Origin of the sequence: Mucilaginibacter sp., assembly GCF_039925265.1 — a bacterium.
GTDB lineage: Bacteria > Bacteroidota > Bacteroidia > Sphingobacteriales > Sphingobacteriaceae > Mucilaginibacter.
The window spans coordinates 22,431-43,189 of record NZ_JBDSZG010000030.1 but is presented as its reverse complement, the minus strand read 5'-3'; the positions used below and the strand labels follow the sequence as shown (position 1 = coordinate 43,189).

The following is a 20,759-nucleotide window of genomic DNA, read 5'->3' as shown; positions in this document are numbered from 1 at the left end:
TTGATTGTAGTTAACAGGCGATTGTGCGTGCTGCGTGGTTAATAGTTTTTCTGGGCGTTCTGCAACGCATCTGTGTCAATTAAATAGATATAGGAATTGTATTTAAGCTTCGCTTTGTTTTTGCGGATGAGGTCCGCGATCGCGGACGAAGTCGATTGAAATACTTTGTCCAGCGAGCTCATGATAAACTGGCTGTTGCCGGAGCTTCCGTCAATGGTTACGCCCTGAACGGAGTTGCTCCCCAGGTCCTTGGTAAAATCACGGAAGGCGGATGAAGGCACATACAGGCCGGGCAAGCCATCCATATCATACACATCCAGTTTTACGGGAAGTATTTTACCATCATACAAGATAGAGGTTACGGAGAGCGTAACGCGCTGCTCTGTAAATCCGCTGATCTGCGCAAACAGGTAAGTTCCTTTTTTGATCAGGTTATTACCGGCTTTAATATCCTCCAACAGTTTCAATCGCAAACGCGACCCGGCATAACCGGTAACATTTTCATCAATAACGGCACTGATAAATGCAGGTTCCTTTTCAGGCATTACCGTATTAAAGTCAGTGGAAATAGCAGCTGCTTTTTCCACTGAAAGTTTGACCTGGTTTTGTTTAAGCTTAGTTATCTTATCAGCGGCCTGTTTTTTCTTCAGTTCATCCTTATAAGCAGGGTCATTCGCTTTATTGATACTATCCATGATGGCCATTTGCTGTTTAAATACCTCCATGGGGTCTTTTTCTTTTGGGTTAGCTTCCGCCGGATGAGGTGACTTAGGTTGCCGGTTGTTCATTTCTTCGATGGCTTTGGCAACCTGCCTGTCGTGGCTCAAACTTCCCTGTCCGACCTCCCCACCCCTTAAGTTATTACCGGTGGCGAATTTTACCTTCATCGCCTGCTGGAGGGAATCCAGCTTTTTCTTTTGCTGATCGGAATAATCATTGTTAAAAGCGGGGTTACTTGAAGTTTCCCTGGGGATGACATTTACGGCGGTTAAGCCATCGGCCTGTTTATAGGTGTTCCTGTAGGCATCGAGTTTATCTGTTAACTGTTTTTTTCGCACATCTGCCGATACATCGCCGACTGACCCGTTCAGGCCCACGGTTTCTTTGACTGCCGCTTTCGGTTTTGAAAAGCCGCTACTCCAGGCATAGAAGAAAAGGCATAAAAAGGGCAGTAAGATGACCGGCAGCACATATTTGGGCTGCTTAAAATTAATTTTCATGGTTTTTTATTTTAGTGTTTGATGAATTTTTGATAGACGGTCAAGCGCGCTATCCAGTAACGTGCTGTCTTCCCGGCTCAATTGCCTTTTACCGGTCAGGCTGTCCACCAGCTTTTTGAGATGCATGGTTTCCCGAATATTGCTTGTAGCCTGCATGATCTGGCTAAACCCGTCCTCAACCGGATCAACTTTTTTTATTGCTGATATTTTGGGGGCATCCGGGTGGCGGAAAACAGTGAACGATAACACCAGTGACAGCGCCATCAGGATGACCATACATCCAAAAATGAATTTTGGATACGCACCCGCCAGGCGTTTACCGGCGTTGGTTCCAAGGGCGAAATAGCCACTAAACTCCCTACGGATCTCGCTATACAGGGTATCCCTGGGATCTCTGTTAGAATGAATTTTTCTCAACATCTTGCAAGTCTTTATTTTCAAGGGTTTTCCAACTGGTGATGAGGACACCATGCGGATTATTGTTACTTCGCGGAATGTCCTTCAGGTAACCTTCGGTGATTAGGGAGCGAACGACCGTCGAACTGCGGCGGTCAATTTTTAATTTGCCGTAATAGCGGAAATAGTGCTTAGGCATATCCACCATGATAGAATCCGTTTGCAGGGTCAATACAGAACTGGAAGAAAGGATGGAGTTAAAAAATCCATTTTCCTTGAGGTTATTATATTGTTCCATTCCTGACTCATCCACCAGGTACATTGCCTTTTTCATCTGGTATTCCATGTAATTATCATCGGGGGTCAATGAAAAGAAAAGAGAATGAAAAAGGTCGACATCCGCCCTGTACTCGGCGGGCCGGTTCATTTGGACGTCGGTTTGCCGGGCCAGTATGGGGATATTGTTATCCAATATATAAATGCTTTTTTGTGCATTGGATACCATTTTATAAGCATAAAGACAGTTCATCCCTACGATGATCAGCGAGGTGAGCAGGCTTCCGGCTGCGATAAATGTCGCCAGCCTTACCTTAGCTTCGATATTTTTTATGATCATGATTTTTGCGTTAAATAAAAAAAGCCGGCCCGCTTTAGCGGGTCAGCCTGACATTAAAAAGGGGAAAGAAAAAATTAAAAGAAGCTGCCGGTTGCTTTCCTGGCCATACTCATTACCGTTCCTGCACTTCGACCGAAAGTTGAGGTCGCTGAACTGATGCCGGATGTCGAAATGATCCAGGTAGAGATGCTTGGCACGGTGAACATGCAGATCGCGCCGATCAGGAATACGATGATAACGGTGCCAAAGGATAAGATACCATTGCCGGCAAACCAGGCCATTTTCTCCAGGTTTGCGCTTAGTCCTGTTTCGCCTACCAGTTCCTTGTATTTACTGATCTCGGAGGTTAACGCATATTCCTGCATGAGCCCGCAGAGGTACATGATGAGATAGGCAATTCCACTGTATAAATTTACGGAAACAAACCGGGCGATCCAGGTGCTGAAACTATCGCGGAATGCCGGCAAAATACTAACGGCAACGGCAAAGGGGCCAAGGATGATCAGGATGGTCGAATAAATGATTTGAATCATAAAGATGATGTACACCGCCAAACGCAATATCCATATCCCCAACAATTCCAGCAGCTGGGTAAAGAGCAATTGCATACCCACCGTCAGCCGGTTTTTTAATTCCAGCAAAGGTGATACCACGCTGCTGATCCCTTCCTTAACTGTGCTGGTCACCGAATCCCAGGCTTGTCCGTACCAGGTATCGCTTTCCTTTTCAGCGACCTCGGTTTGTGCCTGGTAGGTATATAAAGAATTGGCAACCGCGAGCATCAGGTTCGAGCGGTTCAGGCGCAGGTTATTTACAATAGTTTGTTCACTATTAAACATCTGTTCCGTTTGGTTGGCTACGATATCGGTAGGGAATGCGATCATTTTTACAAACGCGCCCCACCATATAATGACCATAGCCAAACCGAAGGGCCGTAACAGGGGCATGATCTCTAATTGTTTATCTCCCACCATCATTTCATATGATTTGATCGCGAAAAAAATGATCATAAAAATGGCGGAAAGCGCTTTTGCATCGGTTATAAAAAGATCAAAGTGTGTCCATACGGAATCTTTGAGCCCTTTTAAAAACACCATAACGCCAGCTTCGTAAACCCCGTCGCCTTGCAGGAATTGCAGGGTCTTACCATTGTCGGGATTCGTCGTCGTTTGGGCAAATACTGTTGTTACCGAAAGGCAGAACAGCGCGAGTAATGTTATTTTCTTTTTCATTGCAGGTGTTGTAAAACTTGGTTGGCGATCTGGATGTCGGTTTGTGGTGTCCAGTTGCTGACCGTCACCTGGTTGGCTTTAAGCTTTTGCTGCTGAGCGGTCATATTTAAAGTGGCTTGCGCCGATGAGGTTCTGATCGCCCAAACGCCGGCCAACCTGCGGTACTCCATCAGGTAGCGGTGATAAGCGAGGATGCGGGCGCCCCTGTCCATGGTGGTAGTGTGGGCGGCCTGTATTCTTTCCTTTAGCATATCCAGCTCGTTTTTATACCAGCTGTACAGACCCTCTGAGACCAGTTTGGAACTTACCTGCAGGGAAAGCCCGGCCAAAATGGAAGCCATCGAATTGTTGAGTACCGGTCTTAGTTCATTGCTGTAATACAGCAGCCATAAAGGATCAGCATCCGAAATCAAGCCGGTTTGATTCGCTATTTCCGACAATGCCGTATTGCGGACGGTATCTGATTGGAGCTTATATTTGTTGTCAGTGCTGTTCATGGCACCGACCAAAGCCAGGCGCTGTGTTTGTGGCCCGGTCGCGCTAAGCGGCCGTAGATCTGTTTTATGATAATTAGGGTGGAACAAACCCCAGGTCAGCCAGTAGTATGGATTAAGGCTTAAAAAGCCGGCTTTCGGCTCAAACTTGTTTTGATCCCATTGCAGGTATACCATACGTTCTTCCTGGTACCGGACAGCTTTGTCCTGTGCTGAAGACTGCCCAAAACATTGGTGGAAAAGCGCTAACCAAATAAATGGTAGCGGAATTAAGAATTTTTTCATGATTTTAATTGTTTTAAATGGTATTGGATCGATCATCCCATTGCATAGATACAATGGTCATTGATGTAAATATTTAGCGTTTTGAATGATCTGAGTTACGATCCGGGTATCCTGGCTGATAAAGTTGGCAAATGGGTTTAGTGAAGCGATCACGCCACGTTCCTTAGCCCAATACATCGCCTTCCAGGCGCCATATGCCAAGCCGTCTAAAATTTGTAATTGGGTAATAACTTTGCGTAATAGCTGGTCGCGTGCATCATAATCGGCCAGCACATTATTGCCCTCTTTGAGTATATAACCGGAAACATCACTAACCAGGGCAAGCGACCTCGTTCGCATTTCAGAGGCAATATTTCCTGCGAATACCAACAGGTAAGGCTCACTTTTAGCCATAGCTAATGCCTGGTTGATATAACCGGTCATATCGGCTATGATAACTGCCATGTTTTTAACGGCAAGGCCATCCTTTAGGGCTGAATTGACATTGGAAAGCCCGTCATAGATCATCGTTTGTGCGAGTACCACGGAACCTACATTGGTGTTGAGGTCGTTGATATTATTATTGATCTTTCCGAGATACTGGTCATGGGTTACTTCCGCGCTGCTTCTGACCGCGGCATTTTGCAATACGGCAACGAGATGCTGGTAATCGATAACATATTCCTGTGCCAAACATGGGGAAAGGTAAAAGGTAAAAGCAAAGAGAAATAAGTATTGGAGTTTTCGTTTCATTGTTTGAGGTATTTGGCGTTTTGAATGATGTCCCCGGCGATTGACTTATCGGCATCAATAAAATTCTGGAAAGGATTAGCCGCTCTTAACAGTGATGCGAGGCTGGAATATTGCATCATGCCCAACATATTGCCGGACAGATCCTGGATATTGCTGAGCTCTGAGATCACGTAATCAAAAAGCATTTTCCGGTCGGACGCTTTCATTTGGTTCACATCGCCAAGTGATAGGGATAAACCGGTTACATAAGCGACCAGGCTTTTGGCCTGCATCGTGAATTGCAGTGCTGATTGGTAACCAATGGCGATCAAGGCAGGATTTTTTTGTACCAGTTGAACGATCTGCGCCTGGTTGCTAACAATTCGCGATACCATTGGTATAGCGTAAATTCCGATGTCAGCAATATTTATGGCAGTTCCGAGAGTATTGTAGCGTTGCTGCAAAGTCCGGTACATTCCCTTCATCTTATCCAGCAGCGTTAAGTTAGCCTGTTCATTGGCTGTCGCCAGTGCTTGTTGGCCCCTGGCTTTTACCTGTAGTTTGTTCTCGGACTCCGATTCATCAACAAGCTGATGCAGGGCAGGGATATCCAGTATTTTTTGTTGTGCAAAAGCATTTATTCCCATATTGGCCCATATGATCAAAACAAATAAGATATACTTCATAAAAATGTTGTTAAGTGTTATTGCGTTGAAAAACATCCCAGCCTCTGCGCGAGCAGGTTCCGAAGATTTGCATCTTGGCCCTTGTAGGGTATAATGCTTCCAACTGGGCATAGACATCTTCGGGCTTTTGGCACCTGCATTTAACCTTGCCCGTAAAGGGTGAACTTAATGGATCAGGGAAATTACGCACGGGTACTTTGTAACCGTCTTTTTGGAACACCAATAAGTATTCAAAAACCTCGCTCAGACTGCCCCGCTTCCATTTTGGCCGCTTCCATATCAGAAAGGTATCGTATTTATAGCCGAGGCGGCCCATGTATTCCCGGCACTCTTCCGTGAATTTTTCAGTTACCCAAACAAAGACGACATGCTCTTGTGAAGCGAGTTCGGCTAAACAGCATTCCATAAAATTAAAGGCCCGGAGGGCACACCACATCTTTAGCGGAATACTATCGGTCAGTATCTTATTTGATCTCTTGTATGCTCTAAATTGTTTCCAGGGCGGACAGATCATGAATAGTTCATACTTCATTGCTTCAGGTATTTAGCATTGGTTAACACGTCATTGGCGATCCTGACGTCCTGGTTTTGCCATTCTGCCCAAGGATTGAGCGAGCGGAAAATGCCATTGATCTTCGCCCAGTACATAGCCCTTTCCATACCGTAGGCTATACCGCGCAGTATGCGCATTTCATCTGCGATATGGTTAAGCATCTTTCCCCGTTCACCGGAATCCATCAGGTTTTTTCCTCCCTTCAGTACAAATGCACTTACATCAGCTGAAAGGGTCGCGGCCCTTGTTTCAAAATCGCGCGCGCCTTGTTCTGCAAAAAGCAATAATACCGGGTCGGATTTGGCCAGGGTGACGGATGACTCTACGTCGTTGATGATATCGATGCCGCATTCGGCTATTTCTTTGATCGTGGTGAGGTTATTGATGACCGATGCCACCTGGCTCAGTCCCTGATATATCTTGTTTTGAAGATCGTTTACGATTAGGAGCTGCCCGCTCACGGCGAGCTGGCCTTTTTGGATGACGTCAAGTTTATTGTTTGTGGTATTTAACTGGCCATTGATCACACCGGCATTAACCGCAATAGCGGCAGATACTGCCGGGTCAACGGTCAGGGTTTGTGCTTCGGCAGTGCGCAGTAATAAGCTTAGTATAAAGCTTATTACTGAAATTTTGAAGAGATTAGCTTTCATGATTGCTGATGTTGGTTAACCTGTGAAATGAAGGCAGGCAAGGATTTTCCGCTGCCTTTAAAATCCTGGATGAAGGCATCAAGGCCGTCCGGGTAAGAACCGAAGCGATTAGTATAGCTCTCTATGGCTGATTTTTCCGGTTTTTCTGTTGTATAGGTAAGGTATTGGTGCAAGGACACTTCTACACCATACACCTCGCCAACTGCACCCCGCCGGATATAGACTTCCTTGAAGCGGCCGCGATTTTCTGTATTGTCCAATTGGTTAATGGTGAAGATCTTCCGTCTTTCGGTTTCGTTGATGGAAAGCAGCGCGGCGATATCGTTGTAATTATCCTTGAATTTTGTTTGGTCGAGGAGACAAATGGTGTCCGAGTTGTTGACGATACTATCTTTCACTACAACATTGCCAATGATGTCGCCAAGCTCCTGGGTTACTACAATCGCCTCACCCCAGAACTTGCGGACGGTTTTATAGAGGTAGAGTAAGTATCCGGCCATCAGGGGGCTTGCAATGGCTTTCCATGCTTCTTCGACCACCAAAGCTTTGCGCCTGTCCGACCGGTAGCGCATCTTCTGAATGAAGACGTCCATAATCGAGAGGGTCACGAGTGGAAAGAGAATTTTGTTCTCCTTGATCGAATCTATTTCGTAGACAATAAAGCGTTCCGTAAACAATGATTTATCGGTCTCCTTGTTCAGTATAGTATCGAATTCGCCCCCTTTGTAGAACTTCTTAAGAACATATCTGAACTCGTCAAAATCAAATACGATCTTTTCCTCGATTTTGATCTCGGGTATTTTAACCAGTGCGAATTCATAAAGGGTGTTAAAGTTTAGCTCTCCATTTTCAGCAAAAAACTTGCTGTAATAAGCGGAGATCACGTTGGCCACCACATCCCTTTCCACGGGGCTAAAAGTTCCCTCAGCACCTTTCCAGGCAACTCCGATCAGGGTACATAGGAAATCTTTCTTTTCTATATTATATTCCGCTTCGGTGATACGGAATGGGTTCATCGTGATCGGGGATTTATCTGTATAGGTGATATACTTTCCCTTATAATAGGAACACAAGCCCGAATAAGAGTGCCCGGTGTCTACGATCACCACATCCATGTTGTAGAGCATATACTGCTCGATCAGGGCATTCATAAAGAAGCTTTTCCCTGAACCGCTTGGGCCAAGGACAAATTTATTTCGGTTATTGATCCTGCCTGTACGCATGGGGAGGTCGGCGGGGTCCATACCAACGGGGATACCCTGGCGGTCTGTGAATCTTATTAGAAAATCAGAGGGCTCATCCTTGGGAAGTGATTCTTTGAAGAAAAAACAAATGGCTGCCTCGCAGGTGGTGAGAAACCAGTCATATTCCTTCAGCTCTACGCCGTTACCCGGCAAAGCAGTCCTGAAAAGTTCCAGTTGGTTATAAGCATTTTTGCTGGGGATAATTCCTAACTGAAAGAGCGAACTCTCTACAAAATTGACCGCCTTTTGAATAGTTGTAACAGGGGCTGCTAACAGAATATTAAAATGGCAATTGACCAGTAACTGATTTTCGCGGGCGACATCATTTAATAAAAGATCAATATCTTCAACGCACAATTGGTTGGCAGGGTCTGGAATACCCGCATGCCGTTTCTTTTTTTGCTCCAGCTTGCGGAGTGTTACTACTTGATTAGGTATTTCAATGACCTGGTTAAAAACGATCACGTCCACACCGGGCACCTTAAAAAGGAAGGATAAAAAATCAACCGGGAAGCCGCGCATGCTTTCCTTGTCGTTTAGTTCAATGTGCGTGGATACATCAGGTGGCAGGTCTATACTGTCAATATTGATGAGGGTGATACTGCGCACCGACCGATCTCCCATTCTGATCTCAGTCTCTGAAGGAGAAAGATTGTCAAGAACAATATTTGGGCTGCCAAAATCCATGCTGAGCAACTGCAAGACCAATTGGTTCAACTGGCCTTCGTTTAGTGCATTCGCTGACGGCAGTATATCTAAAACCTTGCCTATGGCCTGCCTGAAATCCCGCAGAACCCGGCCATCGTAAACATAAAACGCGCCTTTCTTTACCTGGCGCGTTATGGTTAAATAGGTGGCAACCCGCAGACATTCCCGCCCGTCGAAGTGGGCATTGTATTGTTTTTGGAGATATTCATTGGCGGGCGGGCCTTTATAAGGTGAGCGGCTGATGATGTCCTGCTTTTGCAGGAGATAACCATCCCCTAAGATTTTAACTACATTAATGAGCAGATGGTGGAATTCTTCATATCCTGCCGGGTATGCAGAATAGCGAATGACCGGGTTAACCATTTGGATAACCACGGAGCATTCCCCATTCAGGCCTATGAGCAATTCGTATTCACCATCTTTATCCACGCCCGCATAGGGAATGTTAAACAAGGTTTTTATGGCCATAATGATTAAGGATGTAAATGTTTAGATTGCGACTTTTAGAATGAAGGCCGCCTTTTTGTTTGCTGGCTGTAAATAGTAAGCCACCAACAATGAAGCCGATGAGTACCATCGCGCCAAGCCACATATTGACCAGTGACATGGTTAAAGCACCGAATACGAGGCCGGTTAAAAGGGAGGCAATTCCCCAATAGATGAATTTGCCTTTGAACCCTTTAAATATAAGGGGCCGTTGCAGCCCCTTATATACAGGATACTTCCTGGCCATGATTACAAGCCGAAGAAAGCTTTGATCACCAATGCGGAAACTACGAGAAAGACACACGATCCTCCCCACCCCATTAATTCCTTATTGATATCTTGATCACCACTGTTCCACTTAGAGTAGACACGGATGGCACCAACGATACCAACGATGCCGCCGATCACCAATGTAATATTGGTTACAGGGGCCACATAGGTTTTTAAGGTGGAGGTGGCAGTGTTCAGGCCGTTAACACCGCTTTGCGCGAAAACCGGAACAGACAGGGCCAGCAATACGGCTGAAGCCCATAACTTTTTTGTTTTTGAGGACATTAATTTGGAGAAAAAAATAAAGGCGGAGATCTTTTAGAACCTGCTGAGAGCAGGCCGGTTATGCTAAAAGAGCGTTCAGATCACGAACAACGCCCCGATTATTTCACCCATTGGGATCGCAATACAAGTACTGCCACAAATCCTATAGAGATTTGATTCTTGAAGAAGGTACAGACAGGAACCTTTTACAGCTTCCTGGAAGAAGCGTTAAAGAAGACAGGCATTCAGATTCCGAATAATGCCCGCAAAAAAGGACCCGCGAGGATCATAAAAAATGACGCAAAAAACCATGCGGCGACTACTGCGTCCATGCGTTTTTCTCCCATCTGCCAGTTATGGTAGATGCGAAGCGCGCCAAAAGTGCCAAATATGATGGCTAAAACAAGCGCAAGATCAAAGGCTGAAAAGAACGAGTTGGACAGGTCTTGTTTAGCCTGTTGCATTTCGGCAATGCCGGGTTGTGCAAATGCTGCGACCGTTATCATGCAGCAACAAACAGACATAAAAAATTTCATTCATCAGAAGCTTACAGATTTAATGTACTCGACCGATTCCTCCCGGGCGAGATTAAAAAGCTGTTTAAGGCTCACACCACCAGAAAAAGATACCGGTGATTCTTTACCAGTACCGATGATCTCTTCTAAAAATGATTTAACAGGCTTAATGTCCTCAACAAAGGTGAGTTCATGCTTGTCACTGCCGGGTTCCCCGTTATGGGTGCGCAGTTTATCCCAAATTATCAGGGCCACATAATAGCTGGTATAGATACCAAGCAGCCAAAGGGCAAATTTTATCCAGGTCATAATTTTGTGTTTTGTAGATATTGTTTAATAATTTGTTTGAGTTCGGGATGAGTCTTAAATAGATGCTTAACCGCAAATGCAACCAATTTGGTCATATCAACGCCGGTGGCCAATTTAAACTTGATCAATAAATCGACGGTCTGTTTATCGAATCTGATGTGAACCATGCTTTTATGATCACTATTATCATAAGCCCACAATGATCTAAGCAAAGTATCGTGAACGATGACTTCTGGTTCAGTTGGTTCGGCTATTGATCGTATTTCGTTTACAACTTCGTGGGGAGGAGCGGTGTTTTCAGCGACCTTTTCCGTGGGTTTTTGTTTGTGACGTAAATGATCCCAAAAGATCAGTACCGTATAATAAGCGGCATAAGCACCAAGTATTCCGATTATGAATTTCATGCGGTTCATAGGTTTGAGTTTTGCATATATTGTTTAATAATGGATTTGAGTTCAGGATAAGTGTCAATAAAATGTCTGACCGAAAAAGCAATGAACTTGGTCACGTCAACTCCAGTCGCTATCTTAAATTTGTTCATGAACTCTACTGTCTGCTTATCAAACCGGAAATGAACAAGGGTTTTATGATCTGTATTGTCATAATCGATCAGAGCCTTCAGGATGACGGAGTCGGAAACCTTGTTTGTTTTACTCTTTGGCGTTTTTGAAATTTCGGAACCTAAAGCGGGTTTGTCCTGAACGGGCTTTTCTCCGGGTTTCACCATTTGTTCCCGTAGTTGGTCAGCTAATGATTTCATTTTTTCCATAACCTGTCGGCAAAAATTTCTTCGAAAATTGGGGTGATGACCCCGTCAAGTGATAAGGGTGTTTGAAATGTGGTGATCCTTTGAAAATCGATACGGTCCGGTATGGGGGCACTGATCCTGCCAAATTTGGAAAGCTGCTCATTTACCTCACTCATGATCTCAAACTTTACATTTGCCTTGATCCGGTTTGGGATGAAAACGATGTCGACTCTTGGATTTACCTTTTTCAGAACTACGGCAAACAATACCGTGGACTCGAAAGTGAACTCATCGTAGGAAAAAGGGCAGATCACCAGATCTGCCGATTGGAAAACCGGGATCAGGCCGTCATCATCCAGTTTGCCGGGAAGATCGATCAGGATCGCGTCCTTTTTATTCTTAGTAAGGACGCTACTCAACATTGGGAAATTTTCAAGGCTGGCCGGTAAGACATCATAAGGTTCTTCATTTTCCAGCACCTTTGCCTTTTCAAACTTTTGGGAAATAGATAATTGATAGTCCATATCTATAATGGTAACTGGCCAGTCTTTAGCCAGGCTCAGGAAGTTCCCTGATAGGACGGTGAGCGTGCTTTTTCCAACGCCACCCTTTTGGTTGCCAAATAAACAAATCATAATTTTTCAATGGAGTTATATGTTTTTTAATGGTATTGAAGCTATCATGTGCAGTTGCTCATGATGGTTTCATGGGGTTATCCGTTATCGGGTGTTAGTTCTTGCTTTCCTTTGTCGGCGGCGTTTCATACCAAATACTTGTTGATCATCCACATCATTGGCAATTGAAACTGGCCTGATAGCAATTGGTTCTGGTGATTCTTCAGAATAATAAGTAATTGAATTCTCGGGCAAATAATCCTTTACTTGGATATTGAGTGGATAATAGGCGTTTTCCAAATTGATATTTTCGTCCAGCAGTTGTTTTAAATTCAAGATCTCGCTACCTTTAAAGACCTGTTTTGTAGCATGGTCGATGATGGTATAACCATAGGGTGCTTTTCCTTCAGCGGAGTGAAATACCAGGTCTAGCTGAAATTGCCGGTGCATCCTTTCGACAAAATCCGGTGAAGCTTTGTGTGTTAAAAACAAGTCTTTTAATTGAGCAATTCTAATTTTATCGGGCTTATACCCGGCGATCTTTTTTTGAAGCTTCTCTTCCTGAATGTAGTCCCGGCCAAGAAAACCTTGATTTTCAAGAACCAGGTAGAATTGTGCCCTGGTGCTAAAGTGATATTGCATAGCAAGCGTATATCCCAAAACCCTATCTATATTCCTGACCGCCCGCACCTGTTCATAATCGCGGTCTATTTGTTTCCCGTCCTTCCCAACCCTGGAACTGACCATATGTACGTGGTGGTTATCCGTATCTTTATGGAAAACGATGAGGTAGGGCTGATCGCCATATTTCATTTCTTTTAGCCACATGACAGCGGCTTTGGTTAATTCCTGCTTAGTATATACTCGTCCCCTTGCTGAAATCACAGCATGGAACTGGGTGTTTTTTATCACCTTATTTTGGGCTGAGATCATCAGCAGGTAGTTAACCAGATCCTGCGGCCGGGGATTCGCCAATGACTGGATAGCCCCAAAATTTGCAATAAGCATTAACTCTCCGGTATTCCGGTCCACCTTATCCGTATTGTATTTTACGCCGGCAAAAGTCCTTGATGGTTTTTCAAAGATGTGGGCGACCATAGCACTAAGGAGTTTGATATAATTTATGGGGTAGCAACCGATCAGGCTATCAAGAGAACCAACGAACAGAATAGCTTACGAACTGGAGATCAGCATAGCTTAATATCCTGCGATCATGATAGCAGATGATCAGTCTATCCTAAGAACAGCAGAACAACCGAACGGTCGATCAGCCGAGCTGGATAACAACCGAACTGCTGATCTTAATAGCTTAGTAACCACCGATCTTCCTATCATCATAACATGATAGCAACCGAGCAGGAGAACTCCAGATCAGTAGAACGCCTTGTATTGAAAATCAGGTGCCCATAGCCCTGATGATTTTCCGGAGCGCTGTCTCAAAGTTTTGCTGTACCAAAATATAATCCTCAAAGAGTTTGTTGAAATGTATGATGATCGCCTCATTAAGCGCCCCTTTTAATTTGAGGGTATTGGCATGTTTGGCCAATTGGTTGATATTATTGCCGATTCGGCCCATTTCCGCACCCGCGCTATCCAGGAATTTGATCAGTTCCCTTGAATTAACTATGATTTTCTTAGCGTCTGATAAAACGCGCATTCTGATCAATTCCGTTTTTGAGATCCCGAGCTCCTGTTCCAATTCAGTGATCTCTCCATATTCATCGTCGGTAAATCTAACATTGATAAATTTAATCCGTTTACCCTCCTTTAATTTAGGTCTGCCATTAAGTTTCTTAACGTACTCCATAAAAAAATGAGTTGCGAATTTTTTCAAATCCCCCGGGAGGGCAAGGGACTTTTTGTGAAACAAAAAGACATCTTGCCGTTGCAAAAGCAACGGGAATTTTGATTATCATTTGGTGTTTTCAAGTATGAAATTACCGGTAGGTAGTGGCTCTGCCGCTATCCGCATACGAGTGATTTCAACGAAATCGATGGGCTTGTTTTTTTGATGATAGGCACCAATATTTTTCTCGATACCGATAAATTTCCTACCTTCTCGTATGGCCGCAATCAAAAAAGAACCACATCCGAAGGCGTTATCCAAAACTACTGCGCCTGGGGACGTATATGTCCTAATGAGGTCATTCGGCTTGTTAACCCTTTTGTATAATTGCCTAGCTGTTCAAAATCAATCGGGATATCCCATGGATTAAGCGTTGTCATGTAGGGCAGATTGCATAGATCTATCCGGGAAACCTTGCATAACTTCCGGGCAATCGCCTTCTATTGCCTGGTTCAGGTACGGGTTAAGCGAAAGTGACATCATCTACCTTTCAAAAGGAACCCGTACGTTGGAAAAAAAGTCACTTTTCTTCTTTTCTACCGGAGAGGCTGTTTTCAATTGCGCCTTTAATTTGTCGTTATAGTCATTAAAGCCTTCATAGACCGACGAGCGGTCTGTGGCATAAGGCAAGGCTTTAATGAAATCCCTGCTGGCCAGCTTACCTGCATTGTCGCGATCAAAGTAAATATCCAAAGAAGAAAAAGCCTTGGCCTTATTTATTCCTTGCTGCAGTAAGGTCAGTGAATTTAAGACAATGATACTGTGATCTGCTTCGGGGTTTTCAAACCGCCAGCTTAAAAAATCAAGAAAGCCTTCGAATAACGCTGCTTTCTTGGGCTGACCGGGGATTACGGTAATTCCCTTATGCCCCATGCAGCCTTTAAAATAGCGGTTCCGAACTTCCCAGGAATTATGTTCATTGAGCCAGCCTGCCGCGAAATAATGTTTCCTTATATCATTTTCATCTTCGACAAAATAATATACTTCGCTAAGGTAAAATTTAGCAATTTCAAATACACCCCGGCTTTTAAGATAATCCGTTATGGCAGGATGTGCTCCCAAAGGTTTTACACGCTCCACAATATGGTGGACCTTAGCAGATTTGCGTGGCCTTAAAACTCTGGGTGCCGAAGTTTCTTCCAGCGAGCATACTTGCTGGATCTTTTTGATGACTTCGTTGAAACCTAAAGTTTTCCAATAGGCCAGTCCGAAATCGATAATATTACCGCCCTTTCCTGTTCCATGGTCAAACCAAACCCCCAGGTCGTCATTGACACTAAACGATGGCTTGGTGTCATTATCCCGCAGCATACTGATATACGTTTTCTCCCGGCCCTGTTTGGGTACGGGATGGTATCCCAACCGACTGAGCAAGTCTGCCAGTGAGGCCCGTTCCTTGAGCTCCCTGGCGGTCAATAAATTATTCATAAAAATAGATTTGAGTTAAACAGAAAAGCCGGTCGCCGGCAAAAAAGAAAGAGACACCAGATCGAGTAGATAAAAGTGTGTTGGGGTAATAAGGTGGTTAATGTGTACCGGCAGCGGGTATCGGACCCGAGAAAATTCGCTTCTGCCGGTATATATAGATTTCGGGATTACTCACGTCAGATCCTACGATCCGGGCTCCTCGCCTGCCTTCGCGCTTTCGGCATATTGCGATTTTACGCTCACCTTCGCGAAATTTCCGGCTTCCCGCCGGATAATGCTTTATCCCCTCATGTCAAATAACGCTCGCTTGATCTTCAGGAGGACCTGACAGATCGATTACCGTTGTAGTAATCATGGGAGCAAAGCAAGCGGATATGAGGATGCGTAACCAGTGAAAGGGGGTGAAACAAAGTTTTCACCCCCCCTGATTTGCAATGTGGCTTCCTAACACAAAAACCAACGTAATTAATTAATAAATAGCGACTTACTTAAATTCTTTAGCATCCATTAATTCGGCTAAAGTAATTTGAAGGCCTTTGCACAATGCTGATAAAGTACTGATAGATGCATCGGTTTGCCCCAACTCAACATAGGATACCTGGCGATAATCTATTTGTGCTAATTCGGCAAGCCTTTCCATGGAAAGCTTTTTTTCAGTTCTGATAGTTCTGACCCTTTGGCCAATTGCTTTTATTATTTGTTCGTTACGGACATTCTTCACGGAACGAATGTGCGATACAAAACAGTTGTTTAGTATGAAGTATATTTCATATCTGTATTTTTATATTTAATTTTAGGGTATAATTGCCAATTTTGATATATTCAAAATGTAAATTAATCTCAGACAACAATGGTAGCAGTGAGTAACCTTAATAGTTCCTTTTCGACACTGGGCGTAGGGATCCAATTTATTCAGCAAGCAGAACGTATGGGCTTATTCAATCTCGGCGATATGATGGATGTCAACCTTATGAAATTGAAGAAACATAAAGAATTCAGCTTTACCTGGTATGCAGATATGCTGGATCTGTTGAAGGAACAAGGGTTGCTCCGGCAATTTCAGGAAAGGCAACTTTAATTTCTCTAATTATAATTTGATAAGTTAAAGTTGGCGTTTAACCAATTTAGCATACCGATCAACTGGCCTTTCATCTTTTGAGCGGTAGAGAACTCTACATCAGTCGATTTCTTTTGCAGGCTTTCTGCGGACATAAATAAGGTGTTAGGGGTGTAAAAATGAAGGGCAAAAAAATGGAAGAGATCCCCTACATTCTCTTTGGGCAGTAAGCCTTTCTCAATCTGCATACGGATAAAAAGACCAAATTGCGGAACCGGCAGGTTCATCAGAAAACGGATACCCGCTTTTGCTTTTTCTTTATCCATGATCGCCCCCCTCCTGATCTTCAGCAGATGTTTTATATAGACATACTTTTCTACGAGGAACTGATCTAGATCCTCATATAACAAAGAAGATGCATCCGGCATTTTTAAACCTTTTGTTATATGCAGATCGTAAAGAAGATCCCTTTCTGTTAAGATCATTTCCTGTTGTTCATGAAGTCCCGGAATGTCGGCAACCCGCTTACGCCAGGAGTTGATACAATAATGAAAAAATTCCGGCATATTAAAATTATGGATGATCAACAGATCCATCAATTCCCTGGAGTTTAATTCTTTTTTGTCCAGGATCAAGGTTGAAAGTTTGTAAAAATAAGCCTGATCTATTTCCCTGATATCCTTTTTAACGATGACTTGGGCAAAAGTAGTTAGTACGAGTTCTTTCAAATCTTCGTCAATAACTGCTAAAGATATATGGTTGGACAATAATTTAAGTCGTTCTTTCATTCCTGCTTTGAGCTGGGAAAGATTATAATTGGAAATCTTCACATACCCGCCTATCCCCGGTAACGATTTACATAAGTCGAAAAGCAAATCATCAAACGTATTTAGGGTAAACAGATAATTCGCTTTGATTTGAACCGCCTGGGGGTGATTTTTCCAAATAGAATGCAGCCGGGTAAGATAATTACTGATCGTATTACTTAAATCAACCAGTTGATTCAAAAACGATAGGATCGCGGCTCTACCTTTCTTATAAAGCGGGTCGGGGAAGGAAGGTGACAATCTCTTTAAACTGGCGACTTCTTTTTTTAAAAAGGCATGCCACTGCTCAAATTCTCTATTTGAAATATGGTGTCTAGCGAATTGTTGCGGATTTAATGAATCGCTCACAAAAAGCTGAAGCTGTTCGGTTATTAAATTCATAGCTGACTTCAGATAAATTTCTCATTTTCAATAAATAATTAGGGGCGACGGTCATATTTGATTGGCCAGTCGTTTCATTTGATGACATATAAATAAAGTGTGTGCCTGATGTTCTTGGTAGTATAATTTAGCGGTATTTATTAGAGATGTGTAATTGTCCGTCCACGTCGCTGAAGGCTTCAAGTACTTTGTCCAGATGCGCAGTGGTATGGGTCGCCATCACATTCATCCTGATCCTTGCGTCCTTTACTGCTACTGCCGGAAACATGATCGGGTTAGTATATATTCCGGCTTTTAACAGTAAACGCCCGGCCTCCAGTGTTTTACCAATGTCGCCAACCTTAACGGGTATAACCGCAGATGCTGTGGTTCCTACATTAAAGCCGAGATTTATCAGTCCGCTTTTCAAGTAATTGATATTTTTCCAAAGCTTAACGCGCCACTCCGGTTCTTCATCCACCAATTCGATAGCTTTTAATATTCCTAATATGGCAGGTGTGGCAGTAGTAGAGAACAGGTGCTGTTTAGATTGAAATTTAAGGTAGTTGATGATTTCCGGACTGGCGATCACATAACCGCCGATATTGCCGAGCGCTTTACTGAAGGTGCCCGTAATAATATCCACCTGGTCAAAAGCATCGTGCATTTCTATTACGCCACGCCCGTTGTCGCCAACCACCCCTATCCCATGCGCATCGTCAACCACGAGATAGGCACCGTAACGATGGGTCAATTCTGCAATCTGATCGAGCGGGGCCAGATCACCGTCCTGACTATATACCCCGTCAATAATGACCATCTTAGTGCGGTAACTATGCTGGGCATTTTTAAGTGCCAGTTCCAAAGCGGCTAGGTCATTGTGCATGAACTTTTTACGGTTCGTCGTCAGACACCCCTCGTAGACACTGGCGTGTACGGCCATGTCAATAATGGCGATATCCTCCTTATGAAGTAAACATTGCAGGGTAGCGCTGTTTGCTGTATAACCCGTAGTGTACAAAATGGCATCGGTACGCTTATAAAACTCGGCGATCTTCTTTTCAAGCTGATGGTGGTAAACGAAATGGCCGCCGATGGCGGGCGAAGCTCCGGACCCTGTCCCGAACATTTCCGTTCCCTTGATAACGGCCGCCTTCACCTTAGGATGCTGGCTGAAGCCCAGGTAGTCATTGGAAACCAGGCACACGCACCAAGTCGGGTGGGCATCTCCCGGCAGCATTAAGTTCATCTCCGGACCGACCGGAGATAAGGACTCGATCCGATAGTTGAGGTGACCGCTGTCTTTTAAGAATTGTAAATATTTCTGGAATTCAAGGGCTGTCGCATATACGTCCATACCCTCCATGTTCTCAAAATCCTTGAAACTGGCGCTTTCGTAGTTTATTTTCATATGATGAATGTTTAGTAATATCCTAAAATAATGCGCCTTAAAACGCTAAGTGGTGGGTTATGCTTATTATTTAACATTATTTTAATTTTAAGGCAATATTTTGACATAACCCACCACTTCGGAAATAAATAGCCTGTTTTTTTGCACGTGAACGAAAAAGAATTACCCGATTGTTTGAAATCTGATGCCGCTATGCGGAATCGATGAATCGTCGAGTAGTGCTATTCCAAAACGAGTCTTTTATGAGTTTTCAATTATTCGTCGATTATTTATCTAAGGTGGCCGCCTTGTCCCTGGAATTTACAAATGAGCTTAAGGACAACACTGAAACGGAACACTATCGTGCCCACCAGGTTTTCCATGCAGCCGGGCAGTTGGAGCAACGTTCATGGTTCCTTGTAAGCGGTTTTGCGAGGAGTTATTATTTCGACCAGACCGGCAAGGAACATACACTTAACTTTTACAATGAAAACGACATCATCTTTTCATACAAAGGCTACTGGAAAGAAACGACGGATTATTATTTGGAAGCGGTACAGGAAAGCGAACTGCTTGCTATCCCATACGAAAAAATAAATCCGTGGCTGGAGCAGTTTCCCGAAATGAAAACTTTAACCCAGGTAATTACCCGCCAGCGGTACCATGAGGAACTCTTCCATTACCGCCTGATGACTTGGAACGCCGAGGAACGATATCACCAGTTCCGCAAAACCCATCCTGAAATCTTTAAAAAGGCTTCCGTCAAACTAATCTCTACCTACCTCAACATGACCCGCGAGAACCTCAGCAGGCTAATGGGTAAGTAAAAACGTGATCAAACGCCTTGGTTTGCTTACAAAAACTGGTGATCTATTTCCGCGAAACTGGTAATCCAGATCACGCATAAAAAGTAATCACCCAACTACCTTAGCCTAAGTTTATATCACAAATAAAGAAAGGAGCACGGTGACAAAGAGTATTCAAAAAAAATGCAGGTTACGTACCTGCAGGTGACTGAAGTCACCATCATAAAAAAGATGGCACACACATTAAAGTCTATGGAAAGTTTAATTTTAAAGAGAGAAAGGGTTCGGTTATCGGAGCTTGCTAAAGAAAGAATAATTATCGGCATACGTTTTATATGTCTATTTTTATTCCTGTACACCGCTTACGCCAAAATAGTTGATCACGCCCGTTTTTATAAGGGTTTGACAAGAGTACACCTCATCAGCGCATTTGCCGGGTTTATTTCTTACGCAGTACCCGTAATTGAAATCATTGTATCGATTCTCTTACTCATTCCGCAAACGGCAAAAGCCGGATTATATGCCTTTACTGGTATAATGTCAGCATTTACGCTCTATATTATCAGCGCTATGCTTTGGGAACAAAACCTCCCATGCCACTGTGGTGGTGCCATCGAAAAGTTAAGTTGGGGACAGCACATATGGTTTAATCTCGCATTTATATTCATCGCCATCATTGCCCTCCGGCTCGTTCATTCAAAATATATCTTCAAAAAACAATAAAATGAAAAACTTCAAACAAATCGCCTTTGGCCTATTAGTAGGTGCAATGGCAATCGGCTTCAGTGCATTTACAACCGCCAAATCAGCAAAATTTGCAGGGGCATATTATTATAATCAAGCAGCTCAACAACCTTGGGGTGTTACCGTTGCTGATCAAACTTCCAGTCATTATACAATGATCAGCGGACAAACTTACAGTTGTGAACAGAGTTCCAACATATGTAGCTATGACTTAGTAGGAGGAAAATTTGTTCAAAATTCCAAAGGCGACAATAGCCTTGTTCCTTAATTAATAAAAGGGGAAGGACAATCTATTTC

The 20,759-nt window shown here is 43.7% G+C and carries 27 protein-coding genes; 4 read left to right on the top strand and 23 right to left on the bottom strand.

What is annotated here, in order from left to right; all coding sequences use genetic code 11:
* Window positions 1-38 precede the first annotated feature (38 nt).
* The 21 genes from traM to ABIX36_RS13905 form a co-directional block, all read right to left on the bottom strand.
* Window positions 39-1,220 carry a conjugative transposon protein TraM gene (gene traM, locus ABIX36_RS14005; RefSeq protein ID WP_348082788.1) on the bottom strand — a complete coding sequence of 394 codons (1,182 nt, stop codon included), beginning with the start codon at window positions 1,218-1,220 and terminating at the stop codon, window positions 39-41.
* Between the two features lie 6 nt (window positions 1,221-1,226).
* The gene (locus ABIX36_RS14000; RefSeq protein WP_348082787.1) at window positions 1,227-1,640 is read right to left on the bottom strand and encodes a hypothetical protein; all 414 of its coding nucleotides are present in this window, start codon (window positions 1,638-1,640) and stop codon (window positions 1,227-1,229) included.
* Window positions 1,618-2,232, bottom strand: coding sequence for a conjugative transposon protein TraK (gene traK / locus ABIX36_RS13995; RefSeq protein WP_348082786.1), 615 nt, complete (start codon window positions 2,230-2,232; stop codon window positions 1,618-1,620). The genes ABIX36_RS14000 and traK overlap by 23 nt, the downstream gene beginning before the upstream one ends.
* A 74-nt stretch (window positions 2,233-2,306) precedes the next feature.
* The gene (locus ABIX36_RS13990; protein ID WP_348082785.1) at window positions 2,307-3,464 is read right to left on the bottom strand and encodes a plasmid transfer protein; all 1,158 of its coding nucleotides are present in this window, start codon (window positions 3,462-3,464) and stop codon (window positions 2,307-2,309) included.
* On the bottom strand, window positions 3,461-4,243 hold the full coding sequence (locus tag ABIX36_RS13985; RefSeq protein ID WP_348082784.1) for a hypothetical protein: 783 nt from the start codon (window positions 4,241-4,243) through the stop codon (window positions 3,461-3,463). Before ABIX36_RS13985 ends, ABIX36_RS13990 begins: the two co-directional genes overlap by 4 nt.
* 57 nt (window positions 4,244-4,300) lie before the next feature.
* Entirely contained in the window at window positions 4,301-4,975 is a 675-nt protein-coding gene (locus tag ABIX36_RS13980) for a hypothetical protein (RefSeq protein WP_348082783.1), read from the bottom strand.
* A complete protein-coding gene (locus ABIX36_RS13975; RefSeq protein WP_348082782.1) occupies window positions 4,972-5,640 on the bottom strand; it encodes a hypothetical protein in 669 nt (222 codons plus the stop codon). Before ABIX36_RS13975 ends, ABIX36_RS13980 begins: the two co-directional genes overlap by 4 nt.
* Before the next feature lie 10 nt (window positions 5,641-5,650).
* On the bottom strand, window positions 5,651-6,154 hold the full coding sequence (locus ABIX36_RS13970) for an MT-A70 family methyltransferase (protein ID WP_348082800.1): 504 nt from the start codon (window positions 6,152-6,154) through the stop codon (window positions 5,651-5,653).
* Between the two features lie 14 nt (window positions 6,155-6,168).
* Window positions 6,169-6,846: a hypothetical protein gene (locus tag ABIX36_RS13965; protein ID WP_348082781.1), complete on the bottom strand. Its 678-nt coding sequence runs from the start codon at window positions 6,844-6,846 to the stop codon at window positions 6,169-6,171.
* Window positions 6,843-9,266: a TraG family conjugative transposon ATPase gene (locus ABIX36_RS13960; RefSeq protein WP_348082780.1), complete on the bottom strand. Its 2,424-nt coding sequence runs from the start codon at window positions 9,264-9,266 to the stop codon at window positions 6,843-6,845. Before ABIX36_RS13960 ends, ABIX36_RS13965 begins: the two co-directional genes overlap by 4 nt.
* Window positions 9,244-9,531 carry a plasmid transfer protein gene (locus tag ABIX36_RS13955; protein ID WP_348082779.1) on the bottom strand — a complete coding sequence of 96 codons (288 nt, stop codon included), beginning with the start codon at window positions 9,529-9,531 and terminating at the stop codon, window positions 9,244-9,246. Before ABIX36_RS13955 ends, ABIX36_RS13960 begins: the two co-directional genes overlap by 23 nt.
* Window positions 9,532-9,533: 2 nt before the next feature.
* The gene (locus ABIX36_RS13950) at window positions 9,534-9,839 is read right to left on the bottom strand and encodes a DUF4134 domain-containing protein (protein WP_348082778.1); all 306 of its coding nucleotides are present in this window, start codon (window positions 9,837-9,839) and stop codon (window positions 9,534-9,536) included.
* 224 nt (window positions 9,840-10,063) lie between these two features.
* Window positions 10,064-10,354: a DUF4134 family protein gene (locus ABIX36_RS13945; RefSeq protein ID WP_348082777.1), complete on the bottom strand. Its 291-nt coding sequence runs from the start codon at window positions 10,352-10,354 to the stop codon at window positions 10,064-10,066.
* A 3-nt stretch (window positions 10,355-10,357) separates the two neighbouring features.
* Window positions 10,358-10,642 (bottom strand): hypothetical protein, encoded by a 285-nt coding sequence (locus ABIX36_RS13940; RefSeq protein WP_348082776.1) that lies wholly within the window; start codon window positions 10,640-10,642, stop codon window positions 10,358-10,360.
* The gene (locus tag ABIX36_RS13935; protein WP_348082775.1) at window positions 10,639-11,046 is read right to left on the bottom strand and encodes a hypothetical protein; all 408 of its coding nucleotides are present in this window, start codon (window positions 11,044-11,046) and stop codon (window positions 10,639-10,641) included. Before ABIX36_RS13935 ends, ABIX36_RS13940 begins: the two co-directional genes overlap by 4 nt.
* Before the next feature lie 5 nt (window positions 11,047-11,051).
* A complete protein-coding gene (locus ABIX36_RS13930) occupies window positions 11,052-11,411 on the bottom strand; it encodes a hypothetical protein (protein WP_348082774.1) in 360 nt (119 codons plus the stop codon).
* Window positions 11,399-12,025 (bottom strand): ParA family protein, encoded by a 627-nt coding sequence (locus tag ABIX36_RS13925; protein ID WP_348082773.1) that lies wholly within the window; start codon window positions 12,023-12,025, stop codon window positions 11,399-11,401. The genes ABIX36_RS13930 and ABIX36_RS13925 overlap by 13 nt, the downstream gene beginning before the upstream one ends.
* Window positions 12,026-12,109: 84 nt before the next feature.
* Window positions 12,110-13,102: a relaxase/mobilization nuclease domain-containing protein gene (locus ABIX36_RS13920; RefSeq protein ID WP_348082772.1), complete on the bottom strand. Its 993-nt coding sequence runs from the start codon at window positions 13,100-13,102 to the stop codon at window positions 12,110-12,112.
* A gap of 298 nt (window positions 13,103-13,400) precedes the next feature.
* Window positions 13,401-13,811 carry a plasmid mobilization relaxosome protein MobC gene (gene mobC / locus ABIX36_RS13915; protein ID WP_348082771.1) on the bottom strand — a complete coding sequence of 137 codons (411 nt, stop codon included), beginning with the start codon at window positions 13,809-13,811 and terminating at the stop codon, window positions 13,401-13,403.
* Window positions 13,812-14,333: 522 nt separating this feature from the next.
* Window positions 14,334-15,278, bottom strand: a complete 945-nt coding sequence (locus ABIX36_RS13910; RefSeq protein WP_348082770.1) for a toprim domain-containing protein — start codon at window positions 15,276-15,278, stop codon at window positions 14,334-14,336.
* Between the two features lie 484 nt (window positions 15,279-15,762).
* Window positions 15,763-15,999, bottom strand: coding sequence for a helix-turn-helix transcriptional regulator (locus ABIX36_RS13905; protein ID WP_348082769.1), 237 nt, complete (start codon window positions 15,997-15,999; stop codon window positions 15,763-15,765).
* A gap of 129 nt (window positions 16,000-16,128) precedes the next feature.
* Between ABIX36_RS13905 and ABIX36_RS13900 the strand changes: the two genes are divergently transcribed.
* The gene (locus ABIX36_RS13900) at window positions 16,129-16,356 is read left to right on the top strand and encodes a hypothetical protein (RefSeq protein WP_348082768.1); all 228 of its coding nucleotides are present in this window, start codon (window positions 16,129-16,131) and stop codon (window positions 16,354-16,356) included.
* Window positions 16,357-16,361: 5 nt separating this feature from the next.
* Here ABIX36_RS13900 and ABIX36_RS13895 read toward each other — a convergent pair whose 3' ends face one another.
* Window positions 16,362-17,543, bottom strand: a complete 1,182-nt coding sequence (locus ABIX36_RS13895) for a hypothetical protein (protein ID WP_348082767.1) — start codon at window positions 17,541-17,543, stop codon at window positions 16,362-16,364.
* Between the two features lie 127 nt (window positions 17,544-17,670).
* A complete protein-coding gene (locus ABIX36_RS13890; RefSeq protein ID WP_348082766.1) occupies window positions 17,671-18,771 on the bottom strand; it encodes an aminotransferase class I/II-fold pyridoxal phosphate-dependent enzyme in 1,101 nt (366 codons plus the stop codon).
* A gap of 404 nt (window positions 18,772-19,175) precedes the next feature.
* Here ABIX36_RS13890 and ABIX36_RS13885 point away from each other — a divergent pair, with 404 nt between their 5' ends.
* The 3 genes from ABIX36_RS13885 (at window position 19,176) to ABIX36_RS13875 (ending at window position 20,730) form a co-directional block, all read left to right on the top strand.
* A complete protein-coding gene (locus tag ABIX36_RS13885; protein ID WP_348082765.1) occupies window positions 19,176-19,739 on the top strand; it encodes a Crp/Fnr family transcriptional regulator in 564 nt (187 codons plus the stop codon).
* 162 nt (window positions 19,740-19,901) lie between these two features.
* Complete coding sequence (locus ABIX36_RS13880) at window positions 19,902-20,441, top strand: MauE/DoxX family redox-associated membrane protein (protein ID WP_348082764.1); 540 nt, start codon at window positions 19,902-19,904, stop codon at window positions 20,439-20,441.
* A 1-nt stretch (window position 20,442) separates the two neighbouring features.
* Window positions 20,443-20,730, top strand: coding sequence for a hypothetical protein (locus ABIX36_RS13875; RefSeq protein ID WP_348082763.1), 288 nt, complete (start codon window positions 20,443-20,445; stop codon window positions 20,728-20,730).
* Window positions 20,731-20,759: the final 29 nt, after the last annotated feature.

What these genes read in the sequence shown, in the direction of transcription:
- traM (WP_348082788.1), bottom strand. Translation starts at nt 1,220, where the DNA reads ATGAAAATTAATTTTAAGCAGCCCAAATATGTGCTGCCGGTCATCTTA.
- ABIX36_RS14000 (WP_348082787.1), bottom strand. Translation starts at nt 1,640, where the DNA reads ATGTTGAGAAAAATTCATTCTAACAGAGATCCCAGGGATACCCTGTAT.
- traK (WP_348082786.1), bottom strand. Translation starts at nt 2,232, where the DNA reads ATGATCATAAAAAATATCGAAGCTAAGGTAAGGCTGGCGACATTTATC.
- ABIX36_RS13990 (WP_348082785.1), bottom strand. Translation starts at nt 3,464, where the DNA reads ATGAAAAAGAAAATAACATTACTCGCGCTGTTCTGCCTTTCGGTAACA.
- ABIX36_RS13985 (WP_348082784.1), bottom strand. Translation starts at nt 4,243, where the DNA reads ATGAAAAAATTCTTAATTCCGCTACCATTTATTTGGTTAGCGCTTTTC.
- ABIX36_RS13980 (WP_348082783.1), bottom strand. Translation starts at nt 4,975, where the DNA reads ATGAAACGAAAACTCCAATACTTATTTCTCTTTGCTTTTACCTTTTAC.
- ABIX36_RS13975 (WP_348082782.1), bottom strand. Translation starts at nt 5,640, where the DNA reads ATGAAGTATATCTTATTTGTTTTGATCATATGGGCCAATATGGGAATA.
- ABIX36_RS13970 (WP_348082800.1), bottom strand. Translation starts at nt 6,154, where the DNA reads ATGATCTGTCCGCCCTGGAAACAATTTAGAGCATACAAGAGATCAAAT.
- ABIX36_RS13965 (WP_348082781.1), bottom strand. Translation starts at nt 6,846, where the DNA reads ATGAAAGCTAATCTCTTCAAAATTTCAGTAATAAGCTTTATACTAAGC.
- ABIX36_RS13960 (WP_348082780.1), bottom strand. Translation starts at nt 9,266, where the DNA reads ATGGCCATAAAAACCTTGTTTAACATTCCCTATGCGGGCGTGGATAAA.
- ABIX36_RS13955 (WP_348082779.1), bottom strand. Translation starts at nt 9,531, where the DNA reads ATGGCCAGGAAGTATCCTGTATATAAGGGGCTGCAACGGCCCCTTATA.
- ABIX36_RS13950 (WP_348082778.1), bottom strand. Translation starts at nt 9,839, where the DNA reads ATGTCCTCAAAAACAAAAAAGTTATGGGCTTCAGCCGTATTGCTGGCC.
- ABIX36_RS13945 (WP_348082777.1), bottom strand. Translation starts at nt 10,354, where the DNA reads ATGAAATTTTTTATGTCTGTTTGTTGCTGCATGATAACGGTCGCAGCA.
- ABIX36_RS13940 (WP_348082776.1), bottom strand. Translation starts at nt 10,642, where the DNA reads ATGACCTGGATAAAATTTGCCCTTTGGCTGCTTGGTATCTATACCAGC.
- ABIX36_RS13935 (WP_348082775.1), bottom strand. Translation starts at nt 11,046, where the DNA reads ATGAAATTCATAATCGGAATACTTGGTGCTTATGCCGCTTATTATACG.
- ABIX36_RS13930 (WP_348082774.1), bottom strand. Translation starts at nt 11,411, where the DNA reads ATGGAAAAAATGAAATCATTAGCTGACCAACTACGGGAACAAATGGTG.
- ABIX36_RS13925 (WP_348082773.1), bottom strand. Translation starts at nt 12,025, where the DNA reads ATGATTTGTTTATTTGGCAACCAAAAGGGTGGCGTTGGAAAAAGCACG.
- ABIX36_RS13920 (WP_348082772.1), bottom strand. Translation starts at nt 13,102, where the DNA reads ATGGTCGCCCACATCTTTGAAAAACCATCAAGGACTTTTGCCGGCGTA.
- mobC (WP_348082771.1), bottom strand. Translation starts at nt 13,811, where the DNA reads ATGGAGTACGTTAAGAAACTTAATGGCAGACCTAAATTAAAGGAGGGT.
- ABIX36_RS13910 (WP_348082770.1), bottom strand. Translation starts at nt 15,278, where the DNA reads ATGAATAATTTATTGACCGCCAGGGAGCTCAAGGAACGGGCCTCACTG.
- ABIX36_RS13900 (WP_348082768.1), top strand. Translation starts at nt 16,129, where the DNA reads ATGGTAGCAGTGAGTAACCTTAATAGTTCCTTTTCGACACTGGGCGTA.
- ABIX36_RS13895 (WP_348082767.1), bottom strand. Translation starts at nt 17,543, where the DNA reads ATGAATTTAATAACCGAACAGCTTCAGCTTTTTGTGAGCGATTCATTA.
- ABIX36_RS13890 (WP_348082766.1), bottom strand. Translation starts at nt 18,771, where the DNA reads ATGAACTTAATGCTGCCGGGAGATGCCCACCCGACTTGGTGCGTGTGC.
- ABIX36_RS13885 (WP_348082765.1), top strand. Translation starts at nt 19,176, where the DNA reads ATGAGTTTTCAATTATTCGTCGATTATTTATCTAAGGTGGCCGCCTTG.
- ABIX36_RS13880 (WP_348082764.1), top strand. Translation starts at nt 19,902, where the DNA reads ATGCAGGTTACGTACCTGCAGGTGACTGAAGTCACCATCATAAAAAAG.
- ABIX36_RS13875 (WP_348082763.1), top strand. Translation starts at nt 20,443, where the DNA reads ATGAAAAACTTCAAACAAATCGCCTTTGGCCTATTAGTAGGTGCAATG.